This is a genomic window from Maricaulis alexandrii, assembly GCF_005871165.1.
Taxonomy (GTDB): Bacteria; Pseudomonadota; Alphaproteobacteria; order Caulobacterales; family Maricaulaceae; genus Maricaulis; species Maricaulis alexandrii.
Window position 1 is genome coordinate 484,091 of the sequence record NZ_SWKP01000006.1, and the last position, 12,678, is coordinate 496,768.

The 12,678-nt window shown below is 63.8% G+C and carries 11 protein-coding genes; 10 read left to right on the plus strand and 1 reads right to left on the minus strand.

From position 1 onward, the window contains the following. The 3 genes from FCS99_RS08640 to FCS99_RS08650 all read left to right on the plus strand — a co-directional run bounded on the left by FCS99_RS08640 (nt 1) and on the right by FCS99_RS08650 (nt 4,403). On the plus strand, nt 1–642 hold the full coding sequence (locus tag FCS99_RS08640) for a ribonuclease HII (RefSeq protein WP_138511757.1): 642 nt from the start codon (nt 1–3) through the stop codon (nt 640–642). 78 nt (nt 643–720) lie between these two features. Then, nucleotides 721–1,800 (plus strand): site-specific DNA-methyltransferase, encoded by a 1,080-nt coding sequence (locus tag FCS99_RS08645; protein WP_138511674.1) that lies wholly within the window; start codon nt 721–723, stop codon nt 1,798–1,800. Between the two features lie 53 nt (nt 1,801–1,853). Continuing rightward, complete coding sequence (locus FCS99_RS08650) at nt 1,854–4,403, plus strand: hybrid sensor histidine kinase/response regulator (RefSeq protein ID WP_138511675.1); 2,550 nt, start codon at nt 1,854–1,856, stop codon at nt 4,401–4,403. On the opposite strand, the gene FCS99_RS08655 is transcribed toward FCS99_RS08650, so the two are convergent. After that, on the minus strand, nt 4,400–5,452 hold the full coding sequence (locus FCS99_RS08655) for an A/G-specific adenine glycosylase (protein ID WP_138511676.1): 1,053 nt from the start codon (nt 5,450–5,452) through the stop codon (nt 4,400–4,402). The genes FCS99_RS08650 and FCS99_RS08655 overlap by 4 nt on opposite strands. Nucleotides 5,453–5,500: 48 nt before the next feature. Between FCS99_RS08655 and FCS99_RS08660 the strand changes: the two genes are divergently transcribed. The 7 genes from FCS99_RS08660 (at nt 5,501) to FCS99_RS08690 (ending at nt 12,631) form a co-directional block, all read left to right on the plus strand. Then, on the plus strand, nt 5,501–6,043 hold the full coding sequence (locus FCS99_RS08660; RefSeq protein WP_138511677.1) for a DciA family protein: 543 nt from the start codon (nt 5,501–5,503) through the stop codon (nt 6,041–6,043). Between the two features lie 25 nt (nt 6,044–6,068). Continuing rightward, the gene (locus FCS99_RS08665; protein ID WP_138511678.1) at nt 6,069–6,824 is read left to right on the plus strand and encodes a thioredoxin domain-containing protein; all 756 of its coding nucleotides are present in this window, start codon (nt 6,069–6,071) and stop codon (nt 6,822–6,824) included. Further along, complete coding sequence (locus FCS99_RS08670) at nt 6,821–7,549, plus strand: DsbA family protein (RefSeq protein WP_138511679.1); 729 nt, start codon at nt 6,821–6,823, stop codon at nt 7,547–7,549. The genes FCS99_RS08665 and FCS99_RS08670 overlap by 4 nt, the downstream gene beginning before the upstream one ends. Nucleotides 7,550–7,613: 64 nt before the next feature. Next, nucleotides 7,614–11,060, plus strand: a complete 3,447-nt coding sequence (gene smc, locus FCS99_RS08675; RefSeq protein WP_138511680.1) for a chromosome segregation protein SMC — start codon at nt 7,614–7,616, stop codon at nt 11,058–11,060. 123 nt (nt 11,061–11,183) lie between these two features. After that, nucleotides 11,184–11,504, plus strand: coding sequence for an AtpZ/AtpI family protein (locus tag FCS99_RS08680; protein ID WP_138511681.1), 321 nt, complete (start codon nt 11,184–11,186; stop codon nt 11,502–11,504). A gap of 65 nt (nt 11,505–11,569) precedes the next feature. After that, a complete protein-coding gene (locus FCS99_RS08685; protein ID WP_138511682.1) occupies nt 11,570–12,346 on the plus strand; it encodes a F0F1 ATP synthase subunit A in 777 nt (258 codons plus the stop codon). A 60-nt stretch (nt 12,347–12,406) separates the two neighbouring features. Continuing rightward, nucleotides 12,407–12,631 carry a F0F1 ATP synthase subunit C gene (locus tag FCS99_RS08690; protein ID WP_138511683.1) on the plus strand — a complete coding sequence of 75 codons (225 nt, stop codon included), beginning with the start codon at nt 12,407–12,409 and terminating at the stop codon, nt 12,629–12,631. Nucleotides 12,632–12,678 lie beyond the last annotated feature (47 nt).

Consider the following 12,678-nt stretch of genomic DNA (forward strand, 5'->3'; position numbering starts at 1 on the left):
ATAGAAAAAAACAAGGATTGGCTTAACGGCACTGCGAGTTTTTCCGGTCCCGTCATTGCCGGGGTCGATGAAGCCGGCCGCGGACCGCTTGCGGGACCCGTGGTGACAGCTGCCGTCGTCCTCGATCCGCGCCGCGCCATTCAAGGCCTGGGGGACTCCAAGGCCCTGAGCGCGCGCAAGCGCGACGCCCTGGCCCTGGAGATCCGCGAGAAGGCCTGGGTGGGGATTGGCATTGCCGAGCCCGAAGAGATTGACCGGCTCAACATCCTCCACGCCACCATGGCCGCCATGGTGCGCGCCGTATCACGGCTGCCCGGCATTCCGGACCGGGTCCTTATTGATGGTAACCGCGTGCCGGACGGACTGCCCTGCCCCGCCGAGGCCCTGGTCAAGGGCGATGCCCGCGAAGCCGTGATCGGGGCCGCCTCCATCATCGCCAAAACCCTCCGGGACCGGCTGATGGTCGAGGCCGCACAGCGCTTTCCGGGTTACGGGTTTGAAGGCCACAAGGGCTATCCCAGTGCTGCGCATCGGGAGGCCCTGATGCGGTTGGGTCCGTGCCCGATACACCGGATGAGTTATGCCCCGGTTAGACTTGCCGCGGATTTGAGGTTATCCACAGATGCCGATGCGTGTGGATAACCGAAGCCGGGTTTAACGCCCCGTTAGCCATAAGCACCGACAAACTTCCCGTTCGATCAGCGAGTGGAGTGGCGTGTCATGGCGGAGACCCGGGTGGATCAGATCCTCGAGGGCGAATGCGTGGAAGTGATGAAGTCACTTCCCGATGAGAGCGTTGATCTCGTTTTCGCCGACCCGCCCTACAATCTCCAGCTCGGCGGCGATCTCCATCGCCCGGACAATTCCAAGGTTTCCGCTGTCGACAATGATTGGGACCAGATCGGTGGTTTCGACGAATACGACCTGTTCACCTGGGGCTGGATGGAAGAGGCGCGCCGCGTGCTCAAGCCGAACGGTGCAATCTGGGTCATCGGCAGCTATCACAATATTTTCCGCGTCGGCGGCATTCTCCAGGATGCCGGCTTCTGGGTGCTCAATGACATCATCTGGCGCAAATCCAATCCGATGCCGAACTTCAAGGGCACGCGTTTCACCAATGCGCACGAGACCCTGATCTGGGCGGCCAAGACCAAGGACGCCAAGCCGACCTTCAACTATGCCGCCATGAAGGCGCTCAATGACGGTATCCAGATGCGTTCTGACTGGACCCTGCCGATCTGCTCGGGCGGTGAACGCCTGAAAGGCAAGGACGGCAAGAAGGCGCACCCGACACAAAAGCCGGAAGCCCTGCTGCACCGGGTTCTGCTGTCGACCACCAATCCGGGCGATGTCGTCCTCGACCCCTTCTTCGGCACCGGCACGACCGGCGCGGCCGCCAAGCGGCTGGGTCGCCATTATATCGGCATCGAGCGCGACGAAGATTATCTGGCCGTGGCCCGCGAGCGCCTGGCCGCCATCACGCCGGCCTCGGGGGAAGCCCTGAGCGTGACCCAGTCCAAGCGCGCGCAGCCCCGCATTCCCTTTGGCGCCCTCGTCGAACGCGGCCTGGTGAAGCCGGGTGACACGCTCTACTGCCCCAAAGGCCAGTTCACGGCCCGCGTGCGCGCGGACGGCACCCTGATTGCGGGCCAGAATGCCGGCTCCATCCACCAGGTCGGCGCCCAGCTGCAAAGCGCCCCGTCCTGCAATGGCTGGACCTATTGGCATGTGCGCACGAAACAGGGTCTGGCTCCCATTGATGTGTTGCGGGCCGAAGTGCGCGCCACTCTGGACAGCTGAACCCACCTGCGTGTTCAAATGGGCGGTCGCATCGTGAAACAGATCGGGATTCTGTGAAGCCTACGCATTCCATTGCCTGGATGATCCTGGCGATCATCGTTCTGACGTCCTTTGTGGTGTCCGGCAGCACGGTTCTGATTACCGCCGTCAGTTTCTGGAATGATCTGGAACGCGCCCAGCTTGAACAGCTGGAAGACTATGTTGCCGAACGCGGGCGACTGGACGCTGCCCTTTTTGATCGCATGGAAACCAGCCACGACCAGGCCATCGCGGCGCTGGAGACCCGGCTGAGCCAGCTGGATGCCGAATGGGCAGAGGCCGAGTTTGATCGCCTGTTCCCGGACTATGGTGACGGCACACGCCGCGGGACAGATGCCCTGTTTGAAGGCTATGTGGACCGCGATGGCGACTGGCATTTCGGCACGGCGGCTTTCATCAACCCTGATCAAGCGCTTAGCACCGACACTCAACGACTCTTGCTGGCGGCCTATCTGGTGATCGACCGGTTCGGCGAGTCGCTGCAGGGGCTGATCGACAATCTCTATTTCTACTCACCGGACAATGCGCTGATCATTTTTGCGCCCAACCGGGACGACCGCCTCTCCTTTTACCGGCACACGGCGCCCTCCGACTTCGACCTGCGGCAAGCCAGCTTTCATGACCTGGTCATGCCCGAACGCAACCCCGATGGCCAATTCGTCTGTGATGAGTTGTCCCAACTCCTCTATGTGCAGACCGGTGAGGCGCTGACCACCGGCTGTTTTTCACCCTTGAGACGCGACGGCGAGCATATCGGTGCCTTCGGCACAACGGTGGAATTGCGGAACTATTTCACCGAAGCCATGTCGAACCCGCCCTCCTATGGTGAAAACCTGATCATCGACCGGAACGGCAATCTGATCGCCCATGCCGAGCTGTTGCAGACCGTCGTGACACCGCAGACCGTGGCCCGCGTGTCCGGCCGTTTCGACATTGACGGCATGCTCAACGCGATCGCTACCACGGACGATCCGCACGGCACCGGGGTCACGCTGTCAGACGACCAGCAATGGATCATCGGCTATAGCTGGCTGGAAGGTCCGGACTGGTATGCCGTGTCGCGGCTCGACCGGAAGGTCCTGCGTCAGAACCTGGCCAGCCAGGTCCTGATTGTGGTTCTGATCGGCGTGCTCGGCCTGATCCTGCAGTCGGTCCTCGCCTACTACATCCTGTTCCGCCGGCTGGTCCGCCCGATCTCCAGCCTGGCGCGGCATTTCGGGGCGCTGCGGCCCCTGCCTGCCGCCATCAATCCTGTCCTGGCTGAAACGCTGAAGGAGCGGAATGAGCTGGGCCTGCTGGCGCAACGGCTTGAAAGCCAACGATCCCGCAATGAGCGTACGCTGGACGAACTCGAAGACCGCGTCGCCGAACGGACCCAGGAACTGGAAATCGCCAACCAGGCGAAGAGCGATTTTCTGGCCAATATGAGCCACGAAATCCGGACGCCGCTCAACGGCATTCTGGGGCTGGCCCGGGTGATCCAGATGAAAGCCGGTTCCGACGAGGTCAAGGAACAGGCCCGCATGATCCATGAGAGCGGCGAGACCCTGACCAATTTGCTCAACGACATTCTGGACATGTCCAAGATCGAAGCCGGCAAGCTGGACCTGTCACCGGTCGAGACCAATATCCGAGATGAATTGCGGGATGTCTGCGCCCTCTTGCGAGGGCCTGCTGACGCCAAGGGCCTCTACCTCGAACTGACGGTCGAAGAAAAGGTCCCGCGAGCCATGTATGTGGATGCCTTGCGGGTCCGCCAGTGCATGACCAACCTCCTGTCCAATGCCATCAAATTCACTCAAGCGGGCGGTATTTCCATTGTGGCCCGGTGTGTGGAAGACAGCCTGTGCCAAGACGGAAAGACCGGCATGATGGAGATCTGCGTGACCGATACCGGTATGGGGATCGACCCGCAGGACCTGAAACGCCTGTTTTCACCCTTCACCCAAGCGAGTGCCGATGTGGCACGGACCCATGGTGGCACCGGTCTGGGCCTGGCCATCACCCGCAGCCTGGCGGAAATGATGGGGGGTGAAGTCTTCGCGACTTCCATTCCGGGAGAGGGCTCGACATTCACGCTTCGCTTTGAAGGCATGTGTATCGACACCAGTGATCAGCCGGAATTGCCGAGCGACCCTTCTGCGCTGTCGGACGCGCCCGAATACTTGCCCCTGCACGGTCGCCGGATACTGCTTGTGGAAGACAATTTCATCAATCGACAGGTCGCCGCCGCTTTCCTGGCACCGCTGGGCGGCTCCCTGGACACCGCAGAAAACGGCGTTGAGGCCCTGAAGCTGATTGCCGAAAACGACTATGACATCGTGCTCATGGATGTGCGCATGCCGGTGAAGGACGGGTTGGAGACGACCGCCGACATCCGCGCCCTGAAAACCGAGATGGCCAGCGTGGCGATCATTGCCCTGACAGCCAATGCCGCCGATTCCGACGCACAGGCCTGCCGGGATGCCGGCATGGATGCCTATGCTTCCAAACCCCTCGCCCCCCAGGCACTGTTCTCCGCCATGCTGGAAGCCTGGCAAGCGGCCGAGGCCCGGCGCGCCTAAATCCGCCCCGCAGCGATCACCTTGCGCATCACGCTGGGCAGGGCCGCCTGCTTCAGATCGCCCTCCGCAACCCAGACCCCGTCATTCGGCCGCCAATTGCCGTCCGCGCGCGCTTCTTTTACCTGCAGACGCAACTCGAAATGGGTGAAAACGTGTCGGATTTCGCCGCGATCCGTCCACTCGGCCCGGAAGGGAGGCTCGGCCGGGACCGCATCCTCGCACCAGTCACTGGACGGCACCTCCATCATCCCGCCCAGCAGTCCACTGTCCGGGCGCTGGCGCAGCCAGATACCCCGCTCGCTCCGAACCAGCCAGGCCGTTCCGGTCCGGACCGGCTTGGCCCGTTTCGGCAGTTTCACCGGGTAGAGATGCATGTCGCCTTCCGCCCGCGCGGCGCAGCTGGACTGCCAGGGACAGGACGGACAATCCGGGTTTCGGGGCGAGCAGACCGTGGCCCCCAGATCCATGATGGCCTGGGCATAATCGCAGGGACGGTCCTCAGAGGCGATTTCACCGGCCAGCTTGCGGACTTCGGGCTTGGCCTTTGGCATTGGCGTTGGCAAGCGGTGGAGACGCGTGATCACTCGCTCGACATTGCCGTCCACGACATTCGCCGGCCGGTTGAAGGCCGCTGCGAGGATGGCATTCGCCGTATACTCCCCCACGCCCGGCAGGGCCCGGAGCCCGTCCAGCGTATCCGGGAAGCAGCCATCGAGTTCCTCGGCGACGTGGCGGGCGCAAGCATGCAGATTGCGCGCCCGGGCGTAATAGCCCAGCCCGGCCCATTCGCGCATCACATGCTCGCGCGGCGCGGCGGCCAGATCGCCGACTTGCGGCCAGAGCTCCAGGAAACGGTACCAGTAGGGTGTGGCATGGGGCACCGTGGTTTGTTGAAGCATGATCTCCGACAGCCAGATCGCATACGGATCGGCAATAGCCCCCTTCTCCCGGTCTTCCGGCCGGATGCGCCAGGGCAGGCTGCGACCGGAACGGTCATACCAGCCGAGCAGGGCCTTCTGGAGCGCGGTGGAATCTAAGTCGGTTGTCATGAGGCTCGGGGCTTGCGACACCGGACCATCCCGGCGAGACTGAAAAGCATGGTACGCAAACCGACTTCGTCAACTGTGGAAGCTGCAGCCAGCGCCTATATCCAGGCGCGGCGCGGTCGTGCCGCCATCCGGCCGGCACCGTCCGCGGGTATCGCGGCGGAGAAGGTTCTGCGCCCCCTCGCCCGCCGGTTCGGCGTGGGCGTGGACCAGTTGCGCGAACACTGGCCAGAGATTGTCGGCAGCCGACTGGCACAATGGAGTTCACCGGAAAGCCTGCAGCGCTCCGGTGGAATCCACACGCTCGTGATCCGCGCCCGCGGACCGGCTGGCGCCATCATCCAGGCCGAATCCCGGCGTATCCTGGAACGCGTGGGGACATTCAGCGGCAGGCAGGCCCCGACCCGGATCCGGGTGATCCAGGGCAGTGCCCAATCCGCCGCGGCCGGGTCCGAACGGGCCTCCCGCGGAAAGATGACGCAGCCGCAATCCAGTTCACAAGTGAGCGAGACGGTAGAGACAAGCGCCGAGGCGCGTCTATTGTCAGCGCTCGATCGAATGTCGCGCTCGATCAAGGCGCGGGACGGACACTAGTTTTCAAGGCATGGGGAGCCCCTCGATGAAGTTCACTCGACGTGTGTTTTCGGCAGTCGCTGTTTCGGCCGCACTGATGGTTGGCGCCTGTGGCGGCGGTGGCGATGGCGCGCCGAGTGCCGGCCAAGGCAATTACGAACGAGCCGGCGACCGCGGTCTGGGCAATCCGGACGCACCGGTGACGATCATCGAATACGCGTCCGTCGCCTGCGGCGCCTGCGCGCAGTTCCACAACACGGTCTACCCGACCCTTGAGGAATACATCGAAGCCGGTCAGCTCCGCTTCGTCCTGCGCGAGATGATCACCGGCAGCCCGCAATTCGCGATTGCCGGTTTTTCGCTGGCCCATTGCGTGCCGGAAGATCAGTATTTCGACATGGTCGACCTCCTGTTCCAGCAACAGGGGGCCATTTTCCAGGCCGCCCAGACCCGCGGCAGTGCCCGCAACCAGTATCTGGCCATCGCCCGGTCCATGGGCCTGAGCGAGGACGAGTTCGTTGCCTGCCTGAACAATGAAGAGATCAACCAGTCGATCGTGGACGCCCATGACCGGGCTGCGGATGACGGCATCACCGGAACGCCGCAATTCCTGATCAATGGTGAGCTCCTGGAAGCCAACCGGGCTCCGGGCGCCAGCGAGTACACCTTCTTCCTGGGCACGCGCCAGGTAATGATCGACGGTGAGCCGGTTCCGGCCATGATGGATGCGGAAACCTTCAGCGCCATCATCGACCATCTGATTGCCGAAGCCGACGGTGCCGCGGAAGCGGACGGCGAATGATGTTGGTGTCCCGGTCCCTCACCCAAATCCTGTCGGGCGCCGTTCTGGCGCTCGGCCTCGCCGCAGGTTCGGCCCTGGCCCAGAACCCGGCCCAGGCCGAACGTCCCGACGACAATGTGATCGGCTCGGAAGATGCCGAGCTGCTCATCGTCGAATACGCGTCCTTTGCCTGTCCCCATTGCGCCCATTTCCAGGAAGCCGTGTGGCCGACCATCAAGAGCGATTTCATCGACACCGGTGAAGTGCGCTGGGTCTTCCGCCCGATGCTGACCAATCCGGTTCCGCTGGCCGGGGCCGGCACCATTCTGGCCAATTGTGCCGGAGATGACCGCTTCTTCGATGCCGCCGACCTGCTCTTCGCCGAGCAGAGCACCATTTTCGATGCGGCCCGCAGCGGCGGCGATGTTCTGGGCGTCTACAACCAGATCGGTGCGGCGGTGGGCCTGTCTCCGGAAGCCCTGATGGCCTGTTTCCAGGACCCGGCCATGAATGAAGCCGTCAATGCAGCTGCCATGCAGGCCGGCGAAGACGGAATCCCGGGCACCCCCTCCTTCATCATTGGCGGGGAATTGCTCTCCATCCATCACGGACCGGACGGCAATTTCTGGCACTGGGGCGAGGAAGCCCTTATGATCAATGGAGAAAGGGTTCCCGCCGAGTTTGACGGAGACTCCTTCAGCCGAATCGTCCTTCACTTCATGAATGACTCCAGTTCGGAGCCCTAATTTGCACCGGGATTTTGCTGCAGTGCGGTGATAGACTGGTGCCGCGCAGCAAGATGGAGACCGGGTGAAGTTCACACAGCTGAGGCTGGCCGGATTCAAATCCTTCGTCGATCCCACCGACTTACGGATCGATCCGGGCCTAACTGGCGTGATCGGTCCCAACGGTTGCGGTAAATCAAACTTGCTTGAAGCCCTGCGCTGGGTGATGGGGGCGACCTCCGCCAAATCCCTGCGCGGCGGCGGCATGGAAGATGTGATCTTCGCGGGGACGGACGCCCGTCCGGCCCGCAACCATGCCGAAGTCGTCCTGACCATCGACAATTCCGACAAGCTGGCCCCGGCGCGATTCAATGACGCCACCACGCTGGAAGTGGTGCGCCGGATCACAAGGGGGGCCGGGTCGGCCTACAAGATCAATGGCGAGGAAGTCCGCGCCAAGGATGTCCAGCTCCTCTTCATGGATGCCGGCACTGGCGCGAACTCCCCGGCCCTGGTCCGCCAGGGACAGATTTCCGAACTGATCGCGGCCAAGCCGCAGAACCGCCGCCGCATTCTGGAAGAAGCCGCCGGCGTATCCGGCCTGCGAGCCCGCCGTCACGAAGCCGAGCTTCGCCTGAAGGGCGCCGAATCCAATCTGGACCGGCTGCAGGACGTGATCGACGATGTCACGAGCCGACACGGTTCCCTGCAACGCCAGGCCCGGCAAGCGTCCCGATACCGGCAGCTTTCCGCTTCGATCCGGACCCTGGAAGCTGCGGTCTGGCTCAATCGCTGGCGCGAAGCCGCCAGCGCCGTGGAAGAGGCCGAAACCGTTCTGGAAGAGCAACGGGACGCGGCGGAAAATGCCACACGTGCCGCCGCTGAAGCCCGCACCCAGTCCGAAATCCTCGCTGCCGCCCGCGAACCCGCGCGTCAGGCCGAGGCCGAGGCCGCGGCGACGCTGCGCCGTTTCGAACGCGAGCGCGATTCCCTCGAGCGCGACGCCGCCGACGTCGAGCGGATGATTTCCCAGCTGGAAAACCGGCTGCGCGAACTGGCCTCGACCCGCGAACGGGAAACCCAGATCGCCGAGGACGCCGAAGCCAGCCGCGACGAAGCCGCATCCGCCATGAAAGCGCTGGACGCCGAGATCGAGCGCGAAAGCGCGGCCCAGTCCGAAGCCGACAAGGCGGCAAGCGAGGCAGAAACCCATCGCCAGGAACAGGAAACCGTGCTGGATGCCTGCGCCCGCGAAGCCGCCGAGAAGCGGGCCAATATCGAAGCTGCGCGCCGAGATTTGTCGCGCTATGAGACGCGAATCGCCCAGATCGCGCGTGAGATTGAAACCGCCACGGCGGAGCGTGACCGGCTTCGTGCGTCAGAAGCCCTCTCCGCCCTGGACGGGGCCCAGGCCGAAGCCGATGCCGCAGAGACCACGCTTTCCGAAGCCCGCGATGCGCTGACCTTCGCCGAAGCGCAACGCTCTGAAGCCGATACGGCACTGGAGGCCGCAGTCCAGTCGTGGCGGGACATCTCGGCAGAGCGCGACGCCCTGGAACGTGAAGTCCAGGCGCTGGAGCGCCTGTTGGCGGCGGCCCTGCAGGACACGGCATCGCCGGCTCTCGACGCCGTCCGCGCCCGCCCCGGCTATGAGAAGGCCCTGGCGGCCGCGCTCGGCGATGATCTGGAAGCCTCTCTGGATGCCTCCGAATCCCGCCACTGGGTCAAAACCGGCGCCCATGCTGATTACCTGCCGGGCGGCTGCGTCCCCCTGTCGGATCATGTGGAGGCCCCGGACGTGCTGAAGGCCCGTCTGGATGCGGTCGGCGTGATCAAGGCGGACAAGGCTGAAGAGGCTGCCGCCAAGCTCAAGCCCGGCCAGCGCCTGGTTACCCGCGAAGGGGATTTGTGGCGCTGGGACGGTCTGGTGGCCCGGGCCGACGCGCCTTCGGCCGCCGTGGCCCGTCTGGAAAATCGCAATCGCCTCGACGCCATCCGCGATGAGATCACGAATGGGGAAGCGGCTCACGCCAAGGCGAAGGCCGTGGAGGCCGAAACCCGGTCCAAGGCGGAAACGGCCCGCAAGGCTGAACAGGAGGCCCGCGCGGCCATCGGCCCGGCTGAACGCGCCGCCCGTGATTCGCTGTCCCGTGTGTCCGGACTGCGCGAGAAAGCGGCCCAGGATGCCGCCCGCGCCACGGCGCTGGATGAACGCATTGAGCGGCTGAAGGCCGAAGAAGCCGAGAATCGGTCGGCCCTCGACGCCGCCCAGTCCCTCCTGGCCGATGCCGAGGCCGCCGAGGGCGACACTGAAGCGCTCGATGCCGCCCGCGAGTCGGCGGAAGAAGCCCGTCGCCTCGCTGCCGAAGCCCGGGCCGCCCAGGATACGCTGCGCCGGGAAGGCGAGATGCGCCGGCAGCGCAAGATGGGCTTCAAGCGCGATCATGATGCCTGGGCGGAACGCTGCAAGTCGGCCCAGGCGCGAATCGCCGACCTCGACAAACAACGCGCAGAGGCCGAAGCCTCGCTGGAAACCGCCCGCGCCAAGCCGGAGGTTCTGGAAGAGAAAATCCTGCTGCTGACCGGCAAGGTGAAAGAGGCCGAGAGCGCCGCCGAGGAAGCCCGCGAGAAAGCGTCCACGACCGAAGGCCAGGTCAAGGAAGCGGACAGTGCCGCCCGCTCCGCCGAAGCCGCCGCTTCGGCCGCCCGCGAAGGCCGCGCTGCCGCGGAAGCCCGCCTCAGCGCGGCGAAGGAACGCCTCAACGAAACCACGGAACGCCTGCAGGATGCGACCGGCGAAGCCCCCGGTACGCTGTCCGCCCGTGTGGATGAGGACGAGATTTCCCAACTCACCCCGGCCGAGCTGGAACGCCGGCTGGACGAGGCTCGCCAGGGCCGCGAACGCTTGGGTGCGGTCAATCTGCGCGCGGATGAAGAGGCCGAGGAACTGGCCCAGCGCATGGAGGAGATGACCAAGGAACGGGACGACCTCATCGAAGCGATCGCCCGCCTGCGCAAGGCAGTCGATGAGCTGTCCCGCGAAGGCCGGGCCCGCCTGCTGGAAGCCTTTGACGTGGTCGACGGCCATTTCCGCGAGCTTTTTTCCACCCTGTTCGAAGGCGGCCATGCCGAGCTTCGCCTGACCGAGAGCGACGATCCGCTGGAGGCCGGGCTGGAAATCATGGCCTGCCCGCCGGGCAAGAAGCTGGAGACGATGTCTCTGATGTCGGGCGGTGAGCAGGCGCTGACGGCCTCCGCCCTGATCTTCGCGGTCTTCCTGTCCAATCCGGCTCCGGTCTGCGTGCTCGACGAGGTCGACGCACCACTGGATGACGCCAATGTCGACCGGTATTGCCGCATGCTGAAGCATATGCGCCAGCTTACCGAGACCCGTTTCCTGGTGATTTCCCACAACGCCCTGACCATGTCCCGCATGGACCGTCTCTATGGTGTGACCATGGCCGAACGCGGCGTTTCCCAGCTCGTCTCGGTCGACCTTGTGGGCGCGGAACAGCTTATCGCTGCCGAATAAGCATTTTACCCCATAAATACAGCAACTTACCGCACCCGCACCCTTGCTTGACTTGCCGGGACCCCGTGGATAGTGTGCGCGCGCCTGTGGGGGGCTGTTCTTCCTCAGGCAGACCGGTCCAACATGTCACGCGAAAACAAAAGCCAGCGCGACCCATCCAAAGCCGACCTGGACGACTTGCAGCAGCGCATTGATGCGCGGCGCGAGAAGTACAAGCCGGCCCCGGACACCGCCCCCCGCTCCGCCTGGAGCCTGGGCATGCGCTATGGCTCGGAATTCTTCGGTGGCGTGCTGGTCGGTGCCGTGCTCGGTTTCGGGCTGGACTATATAGCCGGCTGGTCCCCCTGGGGATTGATTGCCGGCACGATGTTTGGATTTGCAGCCGGCACGCTGAATGTCGTAAGGGCTGCAAAAGATATCAGTTCGGAGTCGAACGGTGGATAACCGCCGGCTCCTCGGGATGACGGGGCGGTGTCTCACCGCCCATAACAAGTGAAGAGAGGCCGGGCGTGGCAGACACCAACCCGATCAAGCAGTTCGAAGTTCATGAACTGGTTCCGTTCGAAGCCTTCGGCCTGAATCTGGCCTTCACCAATTCCAGCTTCTTCATGATGCTGACGACCCTGGTGACCATCGTGCTCTTCACGCTGGCCATGTCGAGCCGCGCCCTGGTGCCGAACCGGTCCCAGTCTGTCGCCGAAATCATCTATGGTTTTGTCGCCGACATGCTGCGCTCGACGGCGGGCAATGACGCCCTGCGCTTCTTCCCCTTCGTGTTCACGCTCTTCATCTTCATTCTCGTGGCCAACATGCTCGGCATGTTCCCGTATTTCCCGGGACCGGGCCTGCACTCCTTCACCATCACCAGCCATCTGATCGTCACCGTGGCTCTGGCCATGCTGGTCTGGCTGACCGTGATCGTCTACGGCGTGTTCAAGAATGGCGCGAAATTCCTGAAGCTGTTCGTACCGTCCGGCGTACCGGGTTACATCCTGCCCTTCGTGGTCTTCATCGAGGTGATCTCCTTCATCTCGCGTCCGGTCAGCCACTCCGTGCGTCTGTTCGCCAACATGCTGGCAGGTCACATCCTTCTGAAAGTGTTCGCCGGCTTCATCGTCATGCTGGGCGCCGGTCTGGGCGTGGGTGGCTACTTCATCGGCATCGCGCCGTTCGCGATGACACTGGGCCTGACCGCGCTGGAATTCCTGGTCGCCTTCCTGCAGGCCTACGTCTTCGCGATCCTGACCTGCATTTATCTTTCCGACGCTCTGCATCCGGGTCACTAGACCGCAGACGTCACCAACCAACCCAAACCAACTACCCGATATCCTCGAAGGAGTTTTCAAATGGAAGAAATGGGCAAATACATCGGCGCCGGTCTGGCTTGCCTGGGCATGCTGGGTGCTGCTGTCGGCGTGGGCAACATCTTTGGTTCCTTCCTGCAAGGCGCCATGCGCAACCCGTCCGCGGCTCAGTCGCAGTTCGGCAACCTGATCTTCGGCTTCGCCGTGACGGAAGCCCTGGGCATCTTCTCCCTGCTGATCGCCCTGCTGCTGCTGTTCGCCGTCTAAGTGACACCGGAGGCGGCCGGCTCATCCGGATCCGGCCGCTCCCGTTC

Coding starts and splice junctions, on each gene's coding strand:
- FCS99_RS08645 (WP_138511674.1), top strand. CDS start 721: ATGGCGGAGACCCGGGTGGATCAGATCCTCGAGGGCGAATGCGTGGAA.
- FCS99_RS08655 (WP_138511676.1), bottom strand. CDS start 5,452: ATGACAACCGACTTAGATTCCACCGCGCTCCAGAAGGCCCTGCTCGGC.
- FCS99_RS08660 (WP_138511677.1), top strand. CDS start 5,501: ATGGTACGCAAACCGACTTCGTCAACTGTGGAAGCTGCAGCCAGCGCC.
- FCS99_RS08665 (WP_138511678.1), top strand. CDS start 6,069: ATGAAGTTCACTCGACGTGTGTTTTCGGCAGTCGCTGTTTCGGCCGCA.
- FCS99_RS08670 (WP_138511679.1), top strand. CDS start 6,821: ATGATGTTGGTGTCCCGGTCCCTCACCCAAATCCTGTCGGGCGCCGTT.
- FCS99_RS08680 (WP_138511681.1), top strand. CDS start 11,184: ATGTCACGCGAAAACAAAAGCCAGCGCGACCCATCCAAAGCCGACCTG.
- FCS99_RS08690 (WP_138511683.1), top strand. CDS start 12,407: ATGGAAGAAATGGGCAAATACATCGGCGCCGGTCTGGCTTGCCTGGGC.